Origin of the sequence: Amycolatopsis alkalitolerans, from assembly GCF_006152065.1 — a bacterium.
GTDB lineage: Bacteria > Actinomycetota > Actinomycetes > Mycobacteriales > Pseudonocardiaceae > Amycolatopsis_E > Amycolatopsis_E alkalitolerans.
The window spans coordinates 59,757-82,127 of the sequence record NZ_VDFW01000019.1 but is presented as its reverse complement, the minus strand read 5'-3'; the positions used below and the strand labels follow the sequence as shown (position 1 = coordinate 82,127).

Genomic DNA, 22,371 nt, shown 5'->3' with positions numbered 1-22,371 from the left:
CCTATACGGCACCAGATCAGTGCGGTGGCCGTTCCGCCAGCGCCGCGTGACAGACCCGGACATAGCGGCGGAAGGCAGCGGCCTCCTCGCCCCGCAGGCCCGAGACCGCGCTCTCTTCGAGTGCGGCGACTTCGTCCCGGAAGCGGTCGAGGACCCGCTGTCCGGCAGGCGTCAGTTCGATCACGCGCCGCCGCCGGTCCCCGTCGTGGGTGTGCCGCGAGATGAGGTCACGCGCCTCGAGCGCGGTCACCATGCCGGCCATCGTCTGATCGGTGACGAACGAGTTCCGCGCGAGTTCCGCGGTCGTGAGGCCGGGGTGGCGTTCGAGCACGGTGAGCGCGGTGTACTGCAGGGCGGTGATGCCCTCCGGGCGCAGGATGTCCTCAAGGCGCGCGCGGACGGCGAGTTCGAGTTGCTTGATCAGGTAGAGCAGGCTCGGCGTGGTGGGCACGCGTCCATGGTGACGCATGGGCTAGTAATCCGGATGTTTCGGGCGCGGGCGGTTACGGCTCGGTTGCGGCAGGCAACACAAGGACAGGATTCCTGTATGTTCCGGGCCGCCAGGATCGCACCGTGGAGGTTCCATGAGTCCCACCGCCGGAGTCAAGCAGCGGACCGCCGTGCACACGCCCACCCTGACCGCGGGGACCCGGATCGCCACCGCGATCGCGGTCTGTGTCGCGCAGGTGGGCCTTGCCATCCCCGCTGTCCTCAATGGACTCTTCCAGCAGGATCTCGGCACCACGTCCTCGCAGCTGACCTGGATCTCCGACGCGTTCCTGGTGCCGGTGACCCTGCTGGAGCTGACCTTCGGCGTGCTGGGCGACCTGTTCGGCCGCAAGCGGCTGCTCATCGGCGGCAGCCTGCTGCTGGCCGTGGGGGAGATCGTCAGCGTGCTCACGCCCGGCGCCGGGGTCTCGACCGACGCGCGGGTCGCGGTGCTGTGGCTCGGGCAGGCGCTTGCCGGGATCGGCGCGGCGGTGCTGTTCCCGACCTCGCTGGCGATGGTCGCCGCCGGCACCCACACCGTCCAGCACCGCGCTCGCGGAATCGCGATCTGGGCGGCTGCGCTGTCTTCGGGCGGTTTCGTGTCGCCGCTGCTCGGCGGGCTCGTCACGAAGATCAGCTGGGGCTCGGACCCGTACGCGACCTGGCGCTGGGCGTTCGTCGCGGTGTGCGCGCTGGCATTGATCAGCGCCGCGGTCGCGGTCACGGCGCAGAACTCGTCGGCGCCGGAAGGCCGTTCGCTGGACTGGCCGGGTCAGATCACGATCGCGGTCGCGTTGTTCGCGCTGCTGTTCGGGGTGATCCAGGGTGCCACGAGCGGCTGGTCGGACGGCTGGGTGATCGGCGGTTTCGTGGTCGCCGTGATCTTCCTCGTACTGTTCGTGGTCGCCGAACGCCGCTCGCCCGCACCGCTGCTGCGGCTGGACCTGTTCCGGAACCGGGCGTTCGCGACGAACTCGGTCGTCACCGTGATCGGCATGTTCAGCTTCCTGGGCACCGCGTACGCGACGAGTATCCGGCTTTCGGCGATCCAGGAGTTTTCGCCGTTGAAGACCGCCATCGCGTTCGTGCTGCTGCAAGGCTTCGCGCTGGTGCTGATGCCGGTCACCGCGCGGGCGATCCACCACTACAACCCGCGCTGGGCGCTCGGCGCCGGTTTCCTGCTCATCGGGGCGGGGGACCTGTGGATCGCCACGCAGTCGGTGACGTCGATGTCGATCCTGCCGATCATCGCCCCGCTCGCGCTGATCGGGGTCGGCTTCGCGTTCGCGCTGTCCGGGGTCACGGCGGTCGCGGTCAACACGGTGCCGAACCACCTGGCGGGGATGGCCTCGGGCACCACGAGCCAGTTGCGGGACTTCGGGTTCACCCTCGGCCCCGCCGTGGTCGGCGCGATCGCGCTCAGCCAGGCCGCTGCCCAGATCCAGAGCAAGCTGGCGGGCAGCGGCCCGCTGCGCGCGGCGCTGGAGAAGTTCAACGGGCTGCCGGGCCAGGTCCCCGGCGCCGAGCGCGCGACCGTGGAGGCCGCCGTCGGCGCGGTGAACTCCGGCCCGCTGGGCGCGAACGCCGTACCGGCCACGATCCCCGGCCCGGGCGGGGCGCCGATGCCGTTCAACCCGCTGAAGGACGTGGCGTTCCATGCGCTCGACCACGCCTATTCGCTCGGCTACGTCGTGTGCGGGCTCGCCGCCCTCGTCGCGGCCGCCCTCTCCGCCGCGGCGTTGCACGGCGGGGCACGCCGGCCGATGGTCACCGAGGAATCACTGCACGACTGAGCCCTGGCCGAGATGCCGGGCCAGGAACTGCTCGTCGAGCCCGGTCCAGCGGATGGTCCGGTGATCGCCCGGGTTGGCGTGCAACGTCTTCTCCTCCGAGGCGAAGGCGTCGAACAGGGCGAGCGCGGACTGGCGGTCGACGTGCTCGTCGTCCCAGGGCAGCAGGAACTGGACCGGGACGGTGACCCGTCGCGCCGCCTCGATCAGTGCCTCGTGCACGACGAACCCGCCACCGAACACGGCGGCGGTGATCCTCGGCTCGATCGCGGTCAGCGGTATCCCGATCGCGGTGCCCAGCGAAATCCCGCCGCCGTAGCCGATCGGTGCGCCGGTGCCGATCTCGGGTAGTTCCTGCAGGGCGTCGAGTGTCGCCTGCCATTCCGGGACGGCACGCTCGGCCAGCGAGGCGCCGTAGCGGGCGCTGACCGACGCGACCTGGTCCGGCTTGCCCGCCATCATCGCCTGCCGGAGGTCGGTGCGCGCCTGCTCGTCCTCGGCCGTGCGCGGGCGGTCGCCGTGTCCGGGTGCGTCGAGCGCGACCACGGTGTAACCCCAGGTGGTCACCGTGTCGTGGGCGCGGGCCCGGAGTGCCGGTGTCTTCTTGTGGAGGCCGCCGCCGTGCCCCATCAGCACCAGCGGCGCGCGATCGGAGCCGGATGCGGGCGAGAACAGCACGCCGGGGACCTCGCCCACGACGAAATCGCGTTCTACGACGCCGTTCGACGACGTTTCCCCGGTGAAGTGCACAGAATACATAGGTTGTTGCCTTTCGGGAGTGCTTCTGCCGAGGCGCTCCCGGCGACCCCTAGGTCGATCGCCCGGCCATGACGAAGCGTGGGAGCACCCACCTCGATACCGCGTTCATGGGTCCCACCTCCTCGCGTGATGCCACAGCCTCCGGCAGGTTACCGCGGGCACGCCGCCCCCGGCGAGCCATTTATGCCCGCGGCGTCTTCGCAGCGTGCGCCGGGGCGACCGGCCTCGATGGTGAACCGCGCCCGGTCGTGTACCGGCGAATCCGGCCTGGAGACGAAATCGACGGTCCGGTACACGGCCGTCCAGGACGCGGGGGTGACCGAACAGCGCACGTATCCCCGCTTGCGGTTGACGAACCGGAGGTGCGGATTGACCCGCAGCTGGGCCAGGTCCCCGGCGGTGTGGTCCACCCCGTCCCCCTCGGAGCTGATCGAGGTGCCCACGAACTCCGTGCCCACCGTGCGCGAGGCGGGATCGCCGAAGTCGGCCTTGATGTCGCACACGAAGCTCGCGTGCGCGTCACCGGTGATGACCACCGGATTGCGGGCGGTCGCCAGGTGATCCCGGACCTCGTCGCGCTCGGCGGGGTAGTCGTCCCAGGCGTCGTCGCTGCGGGTCTGCGCACCTGGCGCGGGGTCGAGCCGCGAGAAGAACACTTGCTGGGCAAGGACATTCCATCGCGCGCGGGAGGCGGCGAGGTCGCGCAGCAGCCACGCCTTCTGTGCGGCGCCGAGGATGGTGCGGCCGGGATCCGCGCGCCCTGGCCCGGGCACCTGGACGCTGCGGAACTGGCGCGTGTCGAGCACGTGCAGGTCGATCAGCTCGCCGAAGGCCAGCCGCCGGTGGATGGGCATCGAGGACCCGGCCGGCCGCTGGGCGGCCCGCAGCGGCAGGTGTTCGTAGTAGGCCTGGAACGCGGCCGCCCGCCGCCGCCGGAACTGATCCGGCGGCATCCCGCTCTCGGAGTGGTCGCCGGCCCAGTTGTTTTCGACCTCGTGGTCGTCGAACGTGGCCACCCACGGGAAGGCCGCGTGCGCCGCCTGCAGGTCGGGATCGGACTTGTACTGGGCGAACCGGATCCGGTAGTCGCCGAGCGTGCGGACGTCGTGCGCGGGCCGGTGCCCTCGCCCGATCCGGCCCTGCGAACCACCCTCGTAGATGTAGTCGCCGAGGAAGACCACCAGGTCGAGATCCTCGCGGGCGAGATGGTGATAGGCGTTGTAGAAGCCGTCGCGGTAGCGCTGGCAACTGGCGAACGCGAAGGAGAACCGGTCCAGCGGCCCGGCCGGGGCCGTACGGGTGCGGCCCGCGGGGCTCAGTTCGTTGCCCACGCGGAACCGGTAGAAGTAGTCCGTGCCGGGCCGCAGCCCGGACACCTCCACATGCACGGAATGGGCCGCGGCGCCCTGGGCCACCGCGACCCCGGACCGCACGACGGAACCGAAGCGCTCATCCGTGGCGACCTGCCATTCGACCGGCACCGGCCGGTCCGGCAAGCCGCCGTCCAGGGTCAGGGGATCGGGGGCGAGCCGGGTCCACAGCACCACGCCGTCCGGCAACGGATCGCCGGACGCGACCCCGAGCGAGAACATCGCACGCCGCCCGGTGGGCATGGCGACGCCGGTCAGCGCGGCGACGCCGAGCGCGGCGGCACCGCCGAGGAGCACCCGGCGGCGGGTGGATTCTGGCATGCGGCACCTCTTCGCGGATGGTACCCACCACACGGCCCGTGCCGGGGCGATCGTTCAGTCGCCCCGGATACCGTGGCGGCCTTATGATTCCGCGATGACCGGCGGTCCGGCGGTGGACACCAGACCCGCCCAGCAGCTGCCCGAACCCAGCCGCGTGCGCCCGGCGTGGCGGCGCATGTGGTCGAAGCCCGCCGCGATGCGGGCCGTGCGCGCGGGGATCGTGGTCCCGGGCCTGTTCGCGCTCGGCTACACCGTCATCGGGGATCTCCAGGTGGCGACGTTCGCGGCGTTCGGCGGGTTCGCGACGCTGGTGCTGGCCTCGTTCGGCGGCGGATGGCAGAACAAGCTGCGCGCGCACGCCGGGCTTGCGCTGACCGGCAGCGCGCTGCTCGTCATCGGCACGGCGGTGAACTCGTCGATCCTGCTGGCGTCGCTCGTGACGATCCCGGTGGCGTTCGTGGTGCTGTTCGCGGGCATCGGCGGCCCGAATGCGGCGTCGGCCGGGCCCGCCGTGCTGCTCGCGTATGTCCTGCCCGCGGCTTCGCCGGGGACGTTGGACATGGTGCCCGCGCGGCTCGAAGGCTGGTGAATGGCTTCCGTCGCGGGCACTGTCGCAGTGCTCGTGTTCTCGCCGCGGTCGCCCGGCGTCCTGGCCGGGCTCGAAGAGAGTCTCGCCGCGAGCGTCGGGTACCTGCGGCGGCTGAGCGCAGACGGAGACGGGTACGCCGAGGCTCTGCACCTGTCCTTCCACGCCAGAACAGCCGCTGTCGCCGCCCACACGGCGATGGCCGACGCGCTCGTGGCCGCGGGCCACGAGGGGCCGGGGGTCCGTCGCTGGTACGGGCAGAGCTTCGAGGACTCCGCGTTGAGCGAGCGCAGGCTCGTCGGGCCGGCGGGGGTCACGGGTATCGTCACGCGCCACGCGAGCCTGCGGTCGGTGTGGTTCCTCAACAGTGCCCGCGGCGCGCTGGCCCTCGCCGCGGCCGTCGCGGTCGCGGACCTCACGGGTGCGGAGCACGGGTTCTGGGTGGTATTGGGCACGCTCTCGGTGCTGCGCACGAACGCCGCGTCCACGGGGGCGACGGCCTTGCGGGCGCTCGTCGGCACCGTGCTGGGCTTCGTGATCGGTGCCTTGCTGCTGCTCGCGATCGGCACGGGCCCGACGGCGCTGTGGATCGCGTTGCCGGTCGCCGTGCTCGTCGCCGCCTACTCGCCGGGGGCGCTGCCGTTCACCGCCGGGCAGGCGGCGTTCACCGTCGTGATCTCGTTGCTGTTCAACATCCTCGCCCCGGCGGGGTGGCAGATCGGCGTGGTGCGGATCGAGGATGTCGCGCTGGGCTGGAGCACCTGGCGCCGCGGCTGGCCGGGCTGGCCGGACCGGCGACGGTCGTGGCGCGGCAGCGGCACCGGCCCTGGTGACGCTGACCGTCCACATCGGACCTGGCAATGGGCTGGACCATCCGGGTGAACGCGGCGGGAATACGACTTTCGGCCGATTTCCCCGCGTGAATCCCTGCAATATGTTGTGACGCGCAACATTGCGCACCTCAGGGCCGTGGCATGGTCGCGAGCCCTATTTCGTCCTGCAACGAAGGAGGACAGCGTGAGAACGCGCCTACCCAGACGTGCCCGGTTCGCCGGTGCCGTGCTCGCGGTCGCCGCCGTGACGGCGACCGCGGTGCCCGCCGCGGCGGCGGCACCGGACACCGCCGCCTACCTCAACCCGCGACTGCCGGTCGCGCAGCGGGTTTCCGACCTGCTCGGCCGGATGACCCTCGCGGAGAAGATCGGCCAGATGGCCCAGGCCGAGCGCGGCGCCATCGATTCCGAGCCGAGCCAGATCACCACGCTCGCGCTCGGTTCCGTACTGTCCGGCGGCGGCTCGACCCCGGCGGACAACACTCCGCAGGGCTGGGCCGACATGGTCGACGGCTACCAGTCCCGGGCGCTCGCCACCCGGCTGCACATTCCCCTGCTGTACGGCATCGACTCGGTGCACGGCGACAACAACCTGATCGGCGCCACGATCTTCCCGCACAACGTGGCGATGGGCGCGACCCGCGACCCCGCGCTGGTCCGTGCCGAGGAGCAGATCACCGCGACCGAGACGAGGGCGACCGGCCCGCAGTGGGTGTTCGCGCCCTGCGTGTGCGTGACCCGCGACGAGCGCTGGGGGCGCACCTACGAAAGCTTCGGCGAGGACCCGGATCTGGTGCGGCAGATGGAAACCGCGATCGACGGTTTCCAGGGCAACGGCAGCACCGATCTGGCCGGGCGGGACCACGTGCTGGCCACCGCGAAGCACTACGCCGGCGACGGCGACACCACCTACGGCACCTCGACCACCGGCACGTACACGATCGACCAGGGCGTCACGATCACCGACTGGAAGCATTTCAGCACGGTCGACCTCGCCCCGTACGTGACCGCCGTGCAGGCCCACAACGTCGGCAGCATCATGCCGTCGTTCTCCAGCGTGCAGTGGACCGACCGGCCGGGCAGCACCCCGGTGAAGATGTCGGCGAACAGAGAACTGCTGACGGACGTGCTGAAGCGGAAGATCGGCTTCGACGGGTTCCTGATCAGCGACTGGGAGGCGATCCACCAGTTGCCCGGTGACTACGCGACGCAGGTGCGGACGGCGGTCAACGCGGGCATCGACATGTTCATGGAGCCCAACAGCGCTCCGCAGTTCGAGCAGGCGCTGACCGCCGAGGTGCGGGCGGGCCGGGTGCCGATGTCCCGGATCGACGACGCGGTGAGCCGGATCCTGAAGGCGAAGTTCGAACTGGGCCTGTTCGAGCATCCCTACACCGACCGGACCAACATCGGCACGGTCGGCTCGCCGCAGCACCGCGCGGTCGCGCGCCAGGCGGTCGCGGAGTCGCAGGTGCTGTTGAAGAACTCGAACCGCGCGCTGCCGCTCAAGCCCTCGGAGAAGATCTACGTCGCCGGGGTGAACGCGAACGACATCGGCAACCAGGCCGGTGGCTGGACGGTGACCTGGCAGGGCCGGTCCGGGAACACGATCCCCGGCACGACGATCCTGCAGGGTATCCAGCAGGTCGCGAAGAACGTCACCTACAGCGCGGACGCGTCGGCGCCGACCGGCGGTGCCGACGTGGGTGTGGTGGTGATCGGCGAAACCCCGTACGCGGAGGGCGTCGGGGACGTGGGCAACGGCCACACGCTGAACATCTCGGCGGCCGACCGGGCGAACATCGACAAGGTGTGCGGTGCGATCAAGACCTGCGTCGTGTTGGACGTGGCCGGGCGCCCGCAGATCGTCACCGGCGAACTGTCCAAGATGGACGCTTTCGTGATGTCCTGGCTGCCCGGCAGCGAGGGTGCCGGGGTGGCGGACGTGCTGTTCGGCAAGAAGCCGTTCACCGGCAAGCTTTCCGTCACCTGGCCGCGGAGCGAGGACCAGGAACCGATCAACATCGGGGACCGGAACTACCACCCGCTGTTCCCGTACGGCTACGGCCTGGGCACCCACCGGTAGCCCACGCGGATCCGCTGCCCGCTCACGCCCGCGGCGCCGGGCACCGGATCACTCCCCGGCCTCCCGGCGGGCCCGGGCGCGGCGCTTGCCCTCGTGCATCGCCTGCACCCGGGCCACCGGGATGGCCCGGCCTTCCTCGATCACATCGTCGGGCAGCCGTTGCGGCCGCGGCATCAGCTCGGCCCACCGATCACGTTCGCCGAGGGCAGCGAGCGCGGAGCGCACGGTGAAATCGCCGGGCGCGACCGCGTCGAGTTCCTCCCAGGTCACCGGGAAGGACACCGGCAGCCCGGGCCGGGCGCGCGGGCTGTACACCGAGACCACGGTCGCGCCACCGGCACGGGTGGAGTCGAGGAAGACCTTGCCGCCGCGGTCTTCCCGGATGAACGCCGTGGTCGCGAGCGCCGGGTCGAGGCGCTCGGCTCGCGCCGCCAGCGCACGGGCGGCCGCCGCGGCCTCCTCGCCGTTCACCTGCCCGGCGAGCGGGACGAACACATGCACCCCTTTGGCGCCGCTCGTCTTCACCGCGCCCGAGAGTCCGGCTTCGGCCAGCGCCTGGCGGACCAGATGGGCGGCGCGCACCGCGAGCCCGAACGAGGCGTCGTGGGCGGGCGGGTCGAGATCGAGCACCAGATGTGTCGGGTGGTAGGGCGTCTCGGCTCGCGACAGCGCCGGGTGGTATTCGATGGCCCGCTGGTTCGCGAACCACAGCAGGGTGGGCCGGTCGTCACACAGGGCGTAGGTGACCTTCCGCCGCGAGCTTTCGGCCCAGACCGTCGTGCGCGGGACCCATGCCGGGGTGTACTTCGGGAGGTTCTTCTGCATGAACGCGTCCTGCCCGCGCAGGACCCGGATCACCGACAGCGGGCGGCCGTGCAGATGCGGGATCATCCGGGCCGAGACGGCGTCGAGGTAGTCCACGAGGTCGCGTTTGCGCACCCCGGCGCCGTCGAACAACGCCTGGTCGAGGTGGGTCAGCGAGACGCCTTCGCGCACCTCGTCACCGCTCATCGGCCCAGCTAACCACGTCCGCTGCCCCGGCGGGCCGTCCGCCGTAGGTTGGAGGTATGACGGAGACAGGTCCGCAGGACGAGGCGAAGACGCTGCACAAGGCGGCGGAGGAGCTGCGCCGCAGGATCGGCGCCGACGGCCCGGTCGAGGTGAACGTCGAGTACGTGCTGTTCGCCGTGGCCCGGTTACTCGAGGAGCTCGGCCGGTCCCTCCGCACGGGCCGCCCGCTCGAACGCCATGCGACGGACGCCGCGCTGGAGATCGCGCACCACGTCCTGCACCGGGATCAGACCGGGCACCCGTTACCACGTTCGGACTGACCGCACGGCCTGAAGAGGCGCTATCGTGGGTCATGCGCTTCCGGTGGCGCGGATTTCCCGACCGCCGTGACGGCCCGGGCACCGTCCAGCTCGATCCGGCCGCCGCGCGGCTCATGCGGCTCGTGACCTTGCTCGAGCTGGTCGACCGGGCGGTGGTGCTGCAGCGTGAGGCGGACGAGGTGATCGTCGCCTGCGGCCTGCCGGGGGAGACGCCCGGCTCGGTGGCGCGCCGCGGGCGGCAGGTCGCCGCGGAGTACGCCCGCATCCAAGGCTGGGTGCAGGACCTGTGCGAGGGCGACGAGCCCGGTTCGCTCCCGCGCCGGATCGCCGAACTGCTTTGCTACCACACGGAAATGCTGGATCTGAGCCTCAAGCTGGCTTTCCCGCGCTACCGTTCGTCGAAGCTCGAGCGCCGCCGCCGGACGCTGACCGGGCTCGGCGAACCGGCGCGGATACTGCGCGAAAGCCAGGCGGCGCTGCGGTGGTGGATCGAGGAGCTCGACGTCAGGCCGTGACCGTCATTCCGCGCGGCGGCCGGGAAATACGGTTGCCCCGGCCGGGGGTGGTCCGCGAACCTGGGTGCCATGGTCCTTTTGCGACGAATCCGATCGCGGCGGTTCCCCGGGGCGTGCTGACCCACCCCTGACATGGCCGCCCCCGGAAGCTCCGGACAGGGCGGCTTTTTCTTGCTCATTTTGTCCTGAGTAGACAGGCCAGGCCCGCTCGGGGGAGGCGGGCGCGCGGGCCCGTACGCTACCGCGGGCCGCCCGGTGCCGGGCTGGAGGAGTTGCACCTCGCCCGGCACCGGTGACTCGTTCTACGCTGGCCGGCGTGAGTGCGAGCACCTGGGAATGGGATCCGTCGCTCTACGCCGGCAGCGCCGCCTATTACGCGCGGGGGCGCTCGCCCTATCCGAAGATCCTCGCCGAGGCGCTGGCGACCGAACTCCGGCTCGACGGGTCCGGGCGGCTGCTCGACGTCGGGTGCGGCCCGGGTTCGCTGACCCTGCCGCTGGCCGGGATGCTCGAGGAGGCCATCGGCGTGGACGCCGATGCTGACATGCTCGGCTCGCCGCGCGGGCGGGTATCCGCAACGCCCGCTGGGTGCACCTGCGCGCCGAGGACCTCCCGGCCGGGCTCGGCACGTTCAGGCTGGTCACCTTCGCGCAGTCGTTTCACTGGATGGATCGCGCCAAGGTCGCCCATGTGGTCCACGGCATGCTGGCGGCCGGGGGAGTGTGCGCGCATGTGCACGCCACGACGCATCAGGGCATCGACAGCGACGCCGGACTGCCGCATCCTCGCCCGCCGCACTCGTCGATCGCGGACCTGGTGCGCGCATACCTCGGCCCGGAGCGGCGCGCGGGCCGGAGCCGCCTCCCGCAGGGCACGCCTTCGGGCGAGGACGAGATCTACCGGGCCGCGGGATTCACCGGACCGCGGCGGATCGAGATACCGGGCCAGGTCGTCACCCGCCTGACCGACGACGTGGTCGCCGCGGTCTTCTCCCAGTCCAGCTCTACGCCGCACCTGTTCGGCGACGAGCGAGCCGCGTTCGAGACAGACCTGCGGCTGCTCGTGCACGACACCAGTCCGGACGGCGTCTTCAGCGAACAGCTGCGGGAGATCGCCATCGACCTCTGGGCCTGACCACGACACTTAGCCCTTGCGCTAAGTGTTGTCCTGGAGTGATACTTAGCCGCGTGGCTCAGTATTCTGCGGTGCTCGACGGTGTGTTCGGTGCGCTTGCCGATCCGACGAGGCGCACGGTCCTGCGGCGGCTCGGGCACGGGCCGGCGAGCGTCGGCGACCTTGCCAGGGAAGCCCCTATGACGTTGCCCTCGTTCATGAAGCACCTGCGGATGCTCGAGTCGAACGGCTTGATTCGCACGGCGAAGTCCGGTCGGGTGCGCGTCTGCGAGCTCAACCGGGAAGGGCTCGGGCTCGTCGAGGACTGGCTTGCGGAGCAGCGAAGTGTCTGGGCGGACCGCACTGATCGCCTGGAGCGGTTCGTCACCACCACTCTCGAGGAGGAGAAGCAGTGAACCCCGAACTCGATCTCGGCATCGACCAGATCATTCGCGCGCCCCGCAAGCACGTGTGGGACGCGTGGACCGATCCGGTCAACCTCGCACAGTGGTGGGTGCCTGCCCCGGCCCGCTGCCGTGTCGAGCGCCTCGACGTCCGGCCCGGAGGCGCGTTCGTCACGCTGATGAGCGAAGACGGCGACCGATTCGTCCCGCATCTGGACGCATGTTTCCTCGTGGTGGAGGAATGCGAGCGGATCGTTTTCACCAACGCGATCGACAGCGGATGGCGTCCCGCGAGCCCAGAGCCGATCTCGATGACCGCCGAGGTCGTTCTGCACGATCACCCGGACGGCACCGACTACCGGATCACCGTGCGCCACGGCGACCCCGCCGCCCGCGCTCGGCACGCCGAGTTGGGCTTCGCCGAGGGCTGGGGCACCGTCGCTGCCCAACTGGCCCGGCTGGTCGAGAACCCCACCGGACGATGAAGGTCGCGGTCACGGAATTCGGTGTGAGCCAGGGGTCAGCCTCGTCCGCCGCGGCGACCGGCCTGCGTGCGTCGCCTCGGTGGAGGCGTCAGAGCAGGCAGAACTCGTTGCCCTCCGGATCGGCCATGAGCAGGTGGTCGGGCCGGCCGGCGAGGTCGTGCACGCGCAAGACCGTCGCCCCGGCGGCGGTCAGCCGCCCGGCCGCGGCTTCGACGCGCGGCCACCGGACATCCCACGGCACCTCACGCCCGCCGCCCGCGTGCACATCGAGGTGCACGCGGTTCTTGGCGACCTTGCCTTCCGGCACACGCTGGAACGACAGCGCCGGGCCGGCACCGTCCGGATCGGACAGGTAGGCGCCGTCCTCCCATTCGTCCTCTGGGACGCCGTGCGCGGTGAACCACTCCTCCCAGCTGCCGAACCCGGTGGGCGGCGGCTTCCGGACGTAACCCAGGGCCAGCGCCCAGAAGCTCGCGAGCCTCGCCGGTTCGGCGCAGTCGACCGTCACACTCCATCGTGTCGACACGGACGCCTCCTTACGCGGCTTTCCCCTCGTTTTCCGGGAAATGGCACGCTACCTGATGCCCCGGCTCCGCCGGTACCAGTGGCGGCTCCTGGGTACGGCAGATCTCCTGCGCCTTCCAGCATCGCGTGCTGAACCGGCAGCCCGGTGGCGGCGACAGCGGGCTCGGCGTCTCCCCGGACAAGCGGATGCGGGCCCGCTTCCCCCGGCGTTGCGGATCGGGCACGGGAACCGCCGACAGCAAGGCCACCGTGTACGGATGATGAGGCGTCGAGTACAGGCTGTCCGCCTCCGCGATTTCCACGATCTTGCCCAGGTACATCACCGCGACCCGGTCCGACACGTGCCGGACCACCGACAGGTCGTGCGCGATCATCACGTAGGTCAGGTCCAGTTCGTCCTGCAGATCCTCCAGCAGGTTGATCACCTGCGCCTGGATCGACACGTCGAGCGCGGACACCGGCTCGTCCGCGACGATCAGCTTCGGGCGCAGCGCGAGCGTCCGGGCGATCCCGATCCGCTGCCGCTGCCCGCCGGAGAACTCGTGCGGGTACCGGTTGTAGTGCTCCGGGCTCAGCCCCACCAGCTCCAGCAGGTCCTGCACCGCCCGCTTCACACCGTGCTCGGTGGGCATACGCTGCAGCGTGAACGCCGCGCCGATGATCGCGCCCACGGTATGCCGCGGGTTGAGCGAGGAGTACGGGTCCTGGAACACCATCTGCACGTCGCGCCGCAACGGCCGCATCCGCGCCGCCGACAGGTGGGTGATGTCGCGGCCCTCGAACAGGATCCGGCCGCCGCTGGGCTCCAGCAGCCGGGTCAGCAGCCGCCCCGTCGTGGTCTTGCCGCAGCCGGACTCACCGACCAGCGACAGCGTTTCCCCCTTGCTGACGGTGAACTCCAGCCCGTCAACCGCCTTCACGGACCCGACCGCACGCTGCAGCAGCCCGCGCCGGACCGGGAAATGCTTCTGCAGCCCGGAAACCTCGAGCATGGTCTCCGTCCGCCGCGCGGACGGCGCGGTCACCGGTTCGGTTTCGGTCATCTCGGAACTCGCAGTCTCACGTCGTTCGGTCACAGGTTCGGCCTGACCTCGGTCTCCCACAGCTCGCGCCGGACCTCGGCGGGCAGGTGGCAGGCGAGCCGGTGGCCGGACCCGGTCAGCTCCGGCACGACCGACTGGCTCGCGCCACCGGTCCGGTCGGCATAGGCGCACCGAGGGTGGAACGGGCAGCCGGGCGGCTGGTTGATCAGGCTCGGCGGGGTGCCGGGGATCGGCCGCAGCCGGTCGGAACGCACGCGGTCGAGCCGGGGCATCGACCCGAGCAGCCCCCACGTGTAGGGGTGCTGCGGCTGCTCGAACAGGTCGGTCGCGGGACCGTATTCCGCGACGCGCCCGGCGTACATGACGAGGATGTCGTCCGCGAGTTCCGCGACCACCCCGAGATCGTGCGTGATGATCACGACCGCCGAGTGGAACTCCTCCTGCAGATCCCGGATCAGGTCGAGGATCTGCGCCTGCACCGTGACGTCGAGCGCCGTGGTCGGCTCGTCCGCGATCAGCAACTCCGGATCGCACGAGAGCGCCATCGCGATCATCGCCCGCTGCCGCATCCCGCCGGAGAACTGGTGCGGGTAATCGTCCACACGCGACTGCGGCTGGGGGATGCCCACCCGGGCGAGCAGGTCGATCGCGTGCTTGCGGGCGACCTGCTTGGTGACCTTGTTGTGCAGCCGGTAGGCCTCCACGATCTGCTGGCCGATCGTGTAGTACGGGTGCAGCGAGGACAGCGGGTCCTGGAAGATCATCGCCATCCGCTTGCCGCGCAGCCGCCGCACCTCCTCCGCGCTCGCCCCGACCAGCTCCTGCCCGGCGAGCCGGATCTCGCCCGAGATCCGCGCGCCCTTGTGCAGCCCCATGATCGCGAGGCTGGTCACGCTCTTACCGGACCCCGACTCGCCGACGATGCCGAGCGTCCGGCCGCGCTCGAGGGAGAACGACAGCCCGTCCACGGACTTCACCAGGCCGTCCGCGGTCGGGAAGTGCACCCGCAGGTCCGTCAGTTCCAGGAAAGGCTCACTCATGAATACCGCACCCTCGGATCGACGACGGCGTAACCGATGTCCACGACCAGGTTGGCCACGACGATGAAGAACCCGGCCAGCAGCGTCACGCCCATGATCTCCGGCAGGTCGTTGTTCTGGATGGCCAGGATCGCGAAATGCCCGAGCCCCGGCAGGGAGAACGCGAACTCGGTCAGCACCGCGCCGCCGAGCAGCAGCCCGAGGTCGAGACCGAAGATCGTCAGGATCGGGGTCAGCGTCGCGCGCAGCCCGTGCTTGACGACGACCGTGCGTTCCGGCAGGCCCTTCGCCCGCGCGGTGCGGATGAAGTCCTCGCCGAGGGTTTCGAGCATGCCGGCGCGGGTCAGCCGGGCATAAAGCGCCGCGTAGAGGAACGCGAGCGTGACCCACGGCAGCACGAGGGCCCAGAACCAGCGGCCGGGGTTCTGCGCGAGCGGGATGTACGTGCCCGCGTCGGGGAAGATCGGGATGGCGTCGCGGAACAGCGCGAGGCAGATCAGGGCGGTGAAGAACACCGGCAGCGAGACCCCGGCGAGCGCGGTGGTCATCGCGGCCCGGTCGAACCAGGAACCCTTGCGCACCGCGGAAAGCACGCCGATCCCGACACCGGTGACCAGCCAGATGACCGCGGCGCCGAGCGCGAGCGACACCGTCACCGGCAGCACGTCGAGCATCTGCGGCCAGACGGGAAGCTGGGTCTTGAAGGAGTAGCCGAAACACGGTGCGGAGCAGTGCACGATCTGGGTGCCGGTGTCGTAGTTCTCACCGGCGACGATGCCCTTGACGAAATGCCAGTACTGCTCGTACAGCGGCTGGTTGAGGCCGAGCCGCGCCTCGATCTGGTGCAGCGCGTCGATACTCGGGCTCTTGCCGACGAAGTTCGCGGCCAGCTGGTCGGTGGTCTGCCCGGCGAGCCGCGGTACGACGAAGAAGATGCCGAAGGTCACGATGCTCACGACGATCAGCAGCACCACGGCCGAGAGCACCCGGCGGATGATGAACGTGATCACACTCGACGGCGGCGGTGGGCCGACGGGATCGCCGCCGGCCCACCGGTGCCTTCACCTGCCTTTCGGGCATTCATGAGGAGGCGATCCCGGAGTCAGGGGCCGCCTCAGGTTCCGCCGCCTGCACCGCCACGCAAGCCCCTTCACCTGCACCTACTTCTTGCCGATTTGGGAGTAGTCGTACATGCCGTAGGCCTCGGTGACGAACACGTTCGTCAGGTTCGGTCCCCGGTACAGCAGCGACTTCGCGTACAGCTCGGGCAGGATGACCGCCTGGCCCATCATGATCTTGTCGATCTGCCCGTAGATCGCGTTGCGGGTGTTGGCGTCGGTGCTCGCGGCCGCCTGGTCGAGCAGGTGGTTGACCTGCGGGTCGTTGAGCATCTCGATGTTCGAGTTGCCCGCCGAGTGGATCGCGCGGCCGTCGGCGATCTGCGACAGGAAGCCGAAGCCCTCGGGCCAGTCCGCCTGCCAGCCGTAGGTGGCCATCCCGATGTTGTGGTCCTTCATGAACTGCGGCGAACCGGCGTCGGTGCTGGTGTAGGTCCCGGTCGGGTACTGCAGGATGTCGGTTTTGATGCCGATCTTCTGCAGCGACTGCTGCAGCGCCTGCGCGACCTGGACCTCCTTCGGCCGGTCACCGCGCGCGGCGATGTTGAACGAGAACCCGTTCGGCTTGCCGCATTTGGCCAGCTCGTCCTTCGCCTTCGCGATGTCGCCGGCGGGCTGCGTGGTGGCCTCGTAGTCGTCGAACTTCTGGTAGCCGACCACGCTCGGCGGCAGCACCGTGCTCGCGATGTCCCCGCCGGCTTCCGCGCCGCCGTAGGCGTTCTGGAACAGCGTCTTGTTCGCCGCGTACTCGATCGCCTTGCGGCAGTCGACGTTGTCGATCACCTGGGTGTCGATCGGGAGGTACCACAGGAAGCCCGACGGGGCGGCGTCCGCGTTCTTCTTCGAGGCCGGGTTGTTCAGCACCTTCGCGCGCCCCGCGGTCTGCAGGCCCGTGCCGTAGGCGTCGACGTCCATCGAGCCGTTGAGGAGACGGTTGTCCAGGTCGTCACCGGAGATGTTGTAGGTGAAGTTGATCTGGTCGGCGTACTGCTTGACCGTGGGGCTGTCCGCCTGCTTCCAGTTCGGGTTCTTCACCAGCGTCACGCCGGTGTTCGGGTTGAACGAGCCCGCCTTGATCATGTACGGGCCCGAGGACACCGGATCGGACTGGTAGTTGACCCCGGTGTCCTTGCTCTGGGGCACCGGGGCGGTCTGCGGGTTGGCCACCAGGTAGTCGAAGTCCGCGAACGGCTGGTTCAGGTGGAACACGATCGTCGTGTCGTCCGGGGTCTCGATGGAGGACAGCCCACCGGGCGACTTGTCCTTGTACGGGCCCTGGTAGTGCGCCGGGTCGGCGAGGTACTGCTGGAAGTAGCTCGGCCCGTTGGGCAGCACGTCTTTGGCGTAGTTGCTGCGCTCGACGGCGTACTTGATCTGCGCGGTCGTGATCGGCTCGCCGTCGGAGAGCTTCATGCCGGGCTTGATGTGATAGGTCCAGGTCAGGCCGTTGTCACTGACCTGGCCGAGCCCGGTCGCCAGATCCGGCACCAGCTTCAGGCCCGCCGCGCCCGGCTGCGGGTTGTAGGTCAGCAGCGGGCTCGCGTACAGGCGCGAGAAGTTCCACATGAAGGCGTAGTAGGTGTTGCCGGGGTCGAGCGAGTCCGGCGCGTTCGTCATCCCGTAGGTGAGAGTGCCGCCGGTCGCGTTCGAGGCGTTCACGACCGAGGTGTTGCCGGCGTTGTACGCCGCGCTCCCGCCGCCGCTGCTGGTCCCGCCACCACAGGCCGAGACCAGCCCGAGCCCGCTCATGGCCAGTGCCATGCCGATCAGTTTTCGCCGTTTCATGCGAGTGCCACGCTCCTCGTACTTTCTGGTGGAAAAGGGGGAAACCGGGGGCCTAACGCGCACGCGGGTCGAGCGCGTCGCGCAGGCCGTCGCCGAGCAGGTTGAAGGCCATCACCGTGAGGAAGATGGCCAGGCCCGGGACCAGCACGTACTCCGGATCGGCCGAGTACGAGCCGTTGCTGACGGCGTCCGAGAGCATCCCGCCCCAGCTCGGCGTGGGCGGGTGCAGACCGACCCCGAGGAAGGACAGTGCCGCCTCGAACAGGATGTTCGTCGGGATCAGCAGCGTGGTGTAGACCAGGATCGGGGCGAGCAGGTTGGGCAGCAGCTCACGGCGCAGGATGTAACCGCTGCGGGCGCCGAGGCTGCGGGCCGCGTCGATGAACTCGCGTTCGCGCAGAGAGAGCGTCTGACCGCGCACGATGCGGCCGATGTAGGGCCAGTTGAAGAATCCGATCACGAAGATCAGCACGGCCACGTGCAGGGTGTTGCCGGACAGGCCGAACGCGGACTGCTGGACCACGCCCGAGAGCGCGATCGCGAACAGCAGCAGGGGAAACGCGAGGAACACGTTCATCAGCCAGCTGATCACCGTGTCGACCCAGCCGCCGGCGAACCCCGCGACGAGGCCCATGACGACGCCGATGACGACCGAAAGCAAGGTCGAGCCGGCGGCGATGAGCAGCGAGAACTGCGAGCCGACGAGGATGCGGGAAAGCAGGTCACGCCCGTTGGAGGGGTCGACGCCGAGCGGATGCGCCCAGCTGATCCCGCCGAACGTGCCGACCGGGCGGCCGTAGGTGGCGTCGATGAGACCGGGGTGATAAGTGTCGGGCTGCAATACCCCGACGGCATTGAGAATGAGCGAGGCGAGCGCGGCGAGAATCAGCAGCGCGATCACCACACCGCCGACTATTGCCCATTTGTCCTTTTTCAGGCGAAGCCAGGCGATCTGGCTCAACGAGCGGCCTTCGATCGCTTTGCCCATTCCGGAAATCACGGATTCGGGCTGCGCCTCGGTGGACGACACGTCCAGCGGAGCTGCCATCCGCCTTGACCCCTTTCACCTTTACCGCTCGGAAATTCTGGGTGACAGGCCCATGAATCCCGGACAGCCTCTGTTGTCAAAGCGAGTTAGGCCAGACGTGACCCGCCTTCGAAGCGGAATTGTGACCGAGCGATCGGACGAATGGACCGGATTGCGTGACCGATCGCGCAAAACTGCTGGAGCAGAACGGAACAAAGAGGACCAAACCACTTGTTATCGCACTTTGTCGGCCATGTTTCCTGATTTTTCGGACCGGGTGCGAAAACGGAAAAGGCGACTTTCGGCGGTTGCGCCGTGGTGCGAAGTGGATTAGGCGCCGTGGCGGCCGGGACCGTCCGGGAGGCCGGTGACCGGTAGGCTCCGGTGGTGACAACGGCAGCTCCCGTCATCGTTACCTGCGCGATCCTGGCGGCCGCGCTGGGCGTGGTGCTGGCCGGCCCGGCTCCAGGCCCGGCGGCTCCGGGAGGAGTCCGGGCACGCAGAGCAGGTGTTCGCGCGAGTTCGGCATGATCCGGGCGAGGAGGGCATCCGGCTCTCCGCCCGGCGCGGGACGCGGACGAACGCGAACCCGCCGCTCACGCCGGACGGCGAGATGACCGCGATCTCGCGAACCGCGCTCCAGGAAGCCGAGATCTACCTCGAGCACCACCGGATCGCGCTCAAACACCACTCGGCGTACCAGCAGGCCTCGCTGTGGTCGGGCCTGCTGGGGTTCTCGGTGGTGCTCGTCGGCGGGGCACTCACCTACTTCGCCGGACTCGACGTCGGCGTGGTGACGGCGGTGGCCGGTGCCATCCCGGCCGCCGCCGGACGGCTGCTGTTCCGCCAGGCCAACATCGTCCGCGACCGGGCGGCGGAGAACCTGCGCGGGCTGGAGGGCAGCGTGCGGCGGTTCAGCGCGCTGCAGGGTGCGCTGGCGGCGACCGCCGAGATCGGTGACCGGCAGGCCCGCAACCGGATGTACGAGGTGATCAGCATGCACCTGCTGTTCCCCGGCGACGAACTGGAGACGCTGCGGAACCCGGTGGCGAAGGCGGCCGGGAACGGCAAGGACGGCGAGAGCTGACGTTACCAATCCGACGGAAAGTAGGCGGACACGGTTCGCAGCCGACCCGCTCGTAGAAACCCGTTTCCGCCATGGCTGCCGCCGGATTGGCAACGAACGGCTCAGTACCTTCCCCGCACGGCCCGCAGATGTGCCTCGGCGAGACCGCGGTTCTTCGCGTCGATGGCGCGGTGGTCGCGTGGGTGCTGACCGAAACGCTGCGCGCCTGGGACGAGCACGACCTGCCGCGGGTGCTCGCCGAAGCGGCCGACGCCCCGCCGCTGGCAGCCGTGAGCGACATCGACGCGCCGGTGTTCCTCGCCCCCGGCGACGTGCCCGCGCGGATCAGGCAGGCCTGCGAAGCGACCGGGCAACGGCCACCGGAGAACCGGGCGGAGATCGTGCGGTGCATTGTGGACAGTCTGACGCTGGCCTACCGGCGTACCGTACGGCAAGCCGCGCGGCTGGCGGGCCGGTCGGTGGACGTCGTGCACGTGGTCGGTGGCGGGGCCCGGAACGAGTTGCTGTGCCAGCTGACCGCCGACGCCTGTGAGGCGCCGGTGCTCGCCGGGCCGGTCGAGGCAGCCGCGCTCGGCAACGTGCTCGTCCAGGCGCGGGCGCTGGGCGCCAGCCTGCCGGACCTGGCCGCGATGCGGGCCCTGATCCGGCGCACACACCGCCCGCGAAGGTACGTCCCCACGGGCGGCGACTGGGCCGCCGCGGAGGCCCGTTTGCGCAGCACGAACGAGGTGGCGTGAAGGCGCCGACCTGGTCGAGGACCGGGTGATCGGCTACCGTGCTCCGCTCGACGCCGTGGTCATCACCGCCGCGCTCGGCATCGCCACCACCGGCACGATCGTGCTGGACCACGGGCCCGGCCAGGGCCGCCGCGCGCTGAGCCTGGTGCCGGACGTGCACGTCCGTGTGGTGCGCGAGCACCAGATCGTCGCCGGAGTCCCCGCAGGCGATCGCGGGGCTCGACCCGGAGTCAGCGCGTGTGCGGCCGCCGTCCCGGCTCCTGGTGCGGGACCTGCTGGTCCGCCGGGACGGTGGGGGCCGGCAGCGTGGCCGCTTCCTCCTTCTGCAGGTCGTACAGCGCGACCGGATCGGGCAGCCGGGGGAATGACACGTCGTGATCGTCCAGGCGCAGCGCCGAGGTCAGGTCGCCGACCGCGCGGCGCCGCCAATCGCTGATGTTCGGCTCGCGGACCCCGAACCGCCGCTCCAGGAAACGCAGCGTGGAGGTGTGGTCGAACGTGTCGCTGCACACCCAGCCACCGCGGCTCCACGGTGAGATCACCAGCGCGGGCACCCGGAAGCCGGGGCCGACCGGACCGGCGATGCCCGATGCCCCGCCGGGCAGCGGCGAGACGGTGACCCATTCTCCCGGGGTTCCCTCGGGCGCGGTGGGCGGTGGCACGTGGTCGAAACGGCCGTCGTTCTCGTCGTAGTTGATGATGAAAACGGTCTTGGCCCACACGTCGGGGCGTGAGCCGAGCGCGTCGAGGATGGTGTAGATGTATTCGGCGCCGGCCGCGGACAGGTTGCCCGGCCCTTCCGCCGCCTCGGGCAGGCCGTAGACCGACGGGAGCCACTGCGCGTCCAGCCAGGTGACCGACGGGAGTTCGTCCTTGCGGATGAGGTCGGCCACCATCGACGGCGAGTAGGGCACCATCGCGTTCTCATACAGCGCGTCACCGGGCTTCGCATCCTGGAAGGCCTCGAACCAGCCCAGATCGGTGCCGTACGGGTTGGCCGTGAGGTAACGCCAGCTGACGCCGGCCGCCTGCAGCCGTTCCGGGTAGGTGGTCCACCGGAACCCGGTGGGCGAGTTGTCCACGACCGGGCCCCCGAGCTTGCCATCGGGGTCGATGGTGCCGCTGATCGCCATCACCCGGTTCGGATGCGTCGGTCCGAACACCGAGCAGAAGTAGTTGTCACAGATGGTGAAGGCGTCGGCCAGCGCGTAGTGGAAGGGCAGGTCGTCGCGAGTGTAGTAGCCCATCGTGAAGGGGCCCTTGACGCTACCGTCCGCCGCGCGGTGCGTGGGCACCCAGTTGTCCATGCGGCCGTCGTTCCACGCCAGGTGCTGCGACTGCCACGAGTGGCTCGTGCCATAGGCGATCGCGGCGCTGGTGGTCGTGGTGTCGTTGTGGAACGGCAGCAGGTAGCCGTCCGGGTTCTCCGGGTCGGGCTGGTAGAACACCGAACGCCCGGTGGGCAGGGTGATCGCGGACGGGTCGTCGAACCCCCGCACGCCCTTGAGCGAACCGAAGTAGTGGTCGAACGAGCGGTTCTCCTGCATCAAGATCATGACGTGCTCGATCTGGTCCAGGGAACGCAGCCGCTGTTCCGGTGCCGCGAACGCCGTGCGCATGGACCCGGGCAGCAGGGACAGGGCCGCCGCGCCCGCGGTACCGCCGAGCATTCTCCGCCGGGTGACGCCCTCGAACTGGTCTTCGTGCATGCCGAACTCCTCACCGTGTCAAGGGAATCGTGGCGACCACCGATGGACGGGGGGTGAAGATCGCCGGCAAACGCAATGAACAACACCGCTACAGGTCGATCCGGTGCGGAGATTTCGGCGGGTTAGTCTGGTTTTCCTTGCTGCGAACCGGTTTCCGGTCCTGCCCGAGATAGGCGGAGGCCCCTGCCTCCGCGGGGAGACAGGGGCCGGTGACCGGG

General features: G+C 69.9%; 22 protein-coding genes and 1 pseudogene. 12 read left to right on the top strand and 11 right to left on the bottom strand.

Going from position 1 to position 22,371, the window contains the following annotated elements:
• Positions 1-16: 16 nt before the first annotated feature.
• The gene (locus tag FG385_RS21280; RefSeq protein ID WP_235022710.1) at positions 17-451 is read right to left on the bottom strand and encodes a MarR family winged helix-turn-helix transcriptional regulator; all 435 of its coding nucleotides are present in this window, start codon (positions 449-451) and stop codon (positions 17-19) included.
• Positions 452-584: 133 nt separating this feature from the next.
• On the opposite strand from FG385_RS21280, the gene FG385_RS21275 reads away from it, so the two are divergent.
• Entirely contained in the window at positions 585-2,282 is a 1,698-nt protein-coding gene (locus tag FG385_RS21275) for an MFS transporter (RefSeq protein WP_139098518.1), read from the top strand.
• Here the strand turns inward: FG385_RS21275 and FG385_RS21270 are convergent.
• Complete coding sequence (locus FG385_RS21270) at positions 2,268-3,038, bottom strand: dienelactone hydrolase family protein (RefSeq protein WP_139098517.1); 771 nt, start codon at positions 3,036-3,038, stop codon at positions 2,268-2,270. The two genes, FG385_RS21275 and FG385_RS21270, sit on opposite strands and share 15 nt — an antisense overlap.
• A gap of 149 nt (positions 3,039-3,187) precedes the next feature.
• Positions 3,188-4,729, bottom strand: coding sequence for an alkaline phosphatase D family protein (locus FG385_RS21265; RefSeq protein WP_139098516.1), 1,542 nt, complete (start codon positions 4,727-4,729; stop codon positions 3,188-3,190).
• Between the two features lie 94 nt (positions 4,730-4,823).
• On the opposite strand from FG385_RS21265, the gene FG385_RS34980 reads away from it, so the two are divergent.
• The 3 genes from FG385_RS34980 (at position 4,824) to FG385_RS21255 (ending at position 8,234) form a co-directional block, all read left to right on the top strand.
• Complete coding sequence (locus FG385_RS34980) at positions 4,824-5,318, top strand: hypothetical protein (RefSeq protein WP_235022709.1); 495 nt, start codon at positions 4,824-4,826, stop codon at positions 5,316-5,318.
• The gene (locus tag FG385_RS21260) at positions 5,319-6,197 is read left to right on the top strand and encodes an FUSC family protein (RefSeq protein ID WP_235022708.1); all 879 of its coding nucleotides are present in this window, start codon (positions 5,319-5,321) and stop codon (positions 6,195-6,197) included.
• A gap of 135 nt (positions 6,198-6,332) precedes the next feature.
• Positions 6,333-8,234 carry a glycoside hydrolase family 3 protein gene (locus tag FG385_RS21255; RefSeq protein ID WP_235022707.1) on the top strand — a complete coding sequence of 634 codons (1,902 nt, stop codon included), beginning with the start codon at positions 6,333-6,335 and terminating at the stop codon, positions 8,232-8,234.
• 48 nt (positions 8,235-8,282) lie between these two features.
• Here the strand turns inward: FG385_RS21255 and ligD are convergent, their stop codons facing one another.
• Positions 8,283-9,245: a non-homologous end-joining DNA ligase gene (ligD, locus tag FG385_RS21250; RefSeq protein ID WP_139098514.1), complete on the bottom strand. Its 963-nt coding sequence runs from the start codon at positions 9,243-9,245 to the stop codon at positions 8,283-8,285.
• A 56-nt stretch (positions 9,246-9,301) separates the two neighbouring features.
• On the opposite strand from ligD, the gene FG385_RS21245 reads away from it, so the two are divergent.
• From FG385_RS21245 to FG385_RS21225, 5 genes are all read left to right on the top strand, one after another.
• Entirely contained in the window at positions 9,302-9,565 is a 264-nt protein-coding gene (locus FG385_RS21245) for a hypothetical protein (protein ID WP_139098513.1), read from the top strand.
• 32 nt (positions 9,566-9,597) lie between these two features.
• Positions 9,598-10,080 carry a hypothetical protein gene (locus FG385_RS21240; RefSeq protein WP_139098512.1) on the top strand — a complete coding sequence of 161 codons (483 nt, stop codon included), beginning with the start codon at positions 9,598-9,600 and terminating at the stop codon, positions 10,078-10,080.
• A gap of 588 nt (positions 10,081-10,668) precedes the next feature.
• The gene (locus tag FG385_RS21235) at positions 10,669-11,214 is read left to right on the top strand and encodes a hypothetical protein (protein ID WP_235022706.1); all 546 of its coding nucleotides are present in this window, start codon (positions 10,669-10,671) and stop codon (positions 11,212-11,214) included.
• A 53-nt stretch (positions 11,215-11,267) separates the two neighbouring features.
• Entirely contained in the window at positions 11,268-11,609 is a 342-nt protein-coding gene (locus FG385_RS21230; RefSeq protein WP_139098511.1) for an ArsR/SmtB family transcription factor, read from the top strand.
• Positions 11,606-12,082 (top strand): SRPBCC domain-containing protein, encoded by a 477-nt coding sequence (locus FG385_RS21225; protein WP_139098510.1) that lies wholly within the window; start codon positions 11,606-11,608, stop codon positions 12,080-12,082. Before FG385_RS21230 ends, FG385_RS21225 begins: the two co-directional genes overlap by 4 nt.
• Positions 12,083-12,170: 88 nt before the next feature.
• On the opposite strand, the gene FG385_RS21220 is transcribed toward FG385_RS21225, so the two are convergent.
• From FG385_RS21220 to FG385_RS21195, 6 genes are all read right to left on the bottom strand, one after another.
• Positions 12,171-12,608 (bottom strand): VOC family protein, encoded by a 438-nt coding sequence (locus FG385_RS21220; protein ID WP_139098509.1) that lies wholly within the window; start codon positions 12,606-12,608, stop codon positions 12,171-12,173.
• 10 nt (positions 12,609-12,618) lie between these two features.
• Complete coding sequence (locus tag FG385_RS21215; RefSeq protein ID WP_139098508.1) at positions 12,619-13,650, bottom strand: ABC transporter ATP-binding protein; 1,032 nt, start codon at positions 13,648-13,650, stop codon at positions 12,619-12,621.
• A 29-nt stretch (positions 13,651-13,679) separates the two neighbouring features.
• Positions 13,680-14,690, bottom strand: a complete 1,011-nt coding sequence (locus FG385_RS21210) for an ABC transporter ATP-binding protein (protein WP_139098507.1) — start codon at positions 14,688-14,690, stop codon at positions 13,680-13,682.
• Positions 14,687-15,700 (bottom strand): ABC transporter permease, encoded by a 1,014-nt coding sequence (locus tag FG385_RS21205; RefSeq protein WP_139098506.1) that lies wholly within the window; start codon positions 15,698-15,700, stop codon positions 14,687-14,689. Before FG385_RS21205 ends, FG385_RS21210 begins: the two co-directional genes overlap by 4 nt.
• Before the next feature lie 150 nt (positions 15,701-15,850).
• Positions 15,851-17,593, bottom strand: coding sequence for an ABC transporter substrate-binding protein (locus tag FG385_RS21200; protein WP_139098505.1), 1,743 nt, complete (start codon positions 17,591-17,593; stop codon positions 15,851-15,853).
• Between the two features lie 52 nt (positions 17,594-17,645).
• Entirely contained in the window at positions 17,646-18,641 is a 996-nt protein-coding gene (locus FG385_RS21195) for an ABC transporter permease (protein WP_139098504.1), read from the bottom strand.
• 487 nt (positions 18,642-19,128) lie between these two features.
• Between FG385_RS21195 and FG385_RS21190 the strand changes: the two genes are divergently transcribed.
• The 3 genes and pseudogenes from FG385_RS21190 to FG385_RS35455 form a co-directional block, all read left to right on the top strand.
• Complete coding sequence (locus FG385_RS21190) at positions 19,129-19,707, top strand: TRADD-N-associated membrane domain-containing protein (RefSeq protein ID WP_139098503.1); 579 nt, start codon at positions 19,129-19,131, stop codon at positions 19,705-19,707.
• Positions 19,708-19,835: 128 nt separating this feature from the next.
• Positions 19,836-20,444 carry an FGGY-family carbohydrate kinase gene (locus tag FG385_RS21185; protein ID WP_407645520.1) on the top strand — a complete coding sequence of 203 codons (609 nt, stop codon included), beginning with the start codon at positions 19,836-19,838 and terminating at the stop codon, positions 20,442-20,444.
• Positions 20,445-20,469: 25 nt separating this feature from the next.
• Positions 20,470-20,589, top strand: a pseudogene (locus tag FG385_RS35455) (hypothetical protein); the annotation flags it as partial.
• Positions 20,590-20,674: 85 nt separating this feature from the next.
• On the opposite strand, the gene FG385_RS21175 reads toward FG385_RS35455, so the two are convergent.
• The gene (locus tag FG385_RS21175; protein WP_139098501.1) at positions 20,675-22,153 is read right to left on the bottom strand and encodes an alkaline phosphatase family protein; all 1,479 of its coding nucleotides are present in this window, start codon (positions 22,151-22,153) and stop codon (positions 20,675-20,677) included.
• Positions 22,154-22,371: the final 218 nt, after the last annotated feature.

What these genes read in the sequence shown, in the direction of transcription:
- FG385_RS21275 (WP_139098518.1), top strand. Translation starts at nt 585, where the DNA reads ATGAGTCCCACCGCCGGAGTCAAGCAGCGGACCGCCGTGCACACGCCC.
- FG385_RS21270 (WP_139098517.1), bottom strand. Translation starts at nt 3,038, where the DNA reads ATGTATTCTGTGCACTTCACCGGGGAAACGTCGTCGAACGGCGTCGTA.
- FG385_RS21265 (WP_139098516.1), bottom strand. Translation starts at nt 4,729, where the DNA reads ATGCCAGAATCCACCCGCCGCCGGGTGCTCCTCGGCGGTGCCGCCGCG.
- FG385_RS34980 (WP_235022709.1), top strand. Translation starts at nt 4,824, where the DNA reads ATGACCGGCGGTCCGGCGGTGGACACCAGACCCGCCCAGCAGCTGCCC.
- FG385_RS21260 (WP_235022708.1), top strand. Translation starts at nt 5,319, where the DNA reads ATGGCTTCCGTCGCGGGCACTGTCGCAGTGCTCGTGTTCTCGCCGCGG.
- ligD (WP_139098514.1), bottom strand. Translation starts at nt 9,245, where the DNA reads ATGAGCGGTGACGAGGTGCGCGAAGGCGTCTCGCTGACCCACCTCGAC.
- FG385_RS21245 (WP_139098513.1), top strand. Translation starts at nt 9,302, where the DNA reads ATGACGGAGACAGGTCCGCAGGACGAGGCGAAGACGCTGCACAAGGCG.
- FG385_RS21240 (WP_139098512.1), top strand. Translation starts at nt 9,598, where the DNA reads ATGCGCTTCCGGTGGCGCGGATTTCCCGACCGCCGTGACGGCCCGGGC.
- FG385_RS21215 (WP_139098508.1), bottom strand. Translation starts at nt 13,650, where the DNA reads ATGACCGAAACCGAACCGGTGACCGCGCCGTCCGCGCGGCGGACGGAG.
- FG385_RS21210 (WP_139098507.1), bottom strand. Translation starts at nt 14,690, where the DNA reads ATGAGTGAGCCTTTCCTGGAACTGACGGACCTGCGGGTGCACTTCCCG.
- FG385_RS21200 (WP_139098505.1), bottom strand. Translation starts at nt 17,593, where the DNA reads ATGAAACGGCGAAAACTGATCGGCATGGCACTGGCCATGAGCGGGCTC.
- FG385_RS21195 (WP_139098504.1), bottom strand. Translation starts at nt 18,641, where the DNA reads ATGGCAGCTCCGCTGGACGTGTCGTCCACCGAGGCGCAGCCCGAATCC.
- FG385_RS21185 (WP_407645520.1), top strand. Translation starts at nt 19,836, where the DNA reads ATGTGCCTCGGCGAGACCGCGGTTCTTCGCGTCGATGGCGCGGTGGTC.
- FG385_RS21175 (WP_139098501.1), bottom strand. Translation starts at nt 22,153, where the DNA reads ATGCACGAAGACCAGTTCGAGGGCGTCACCCGGCGGAGAATGCTCGGC.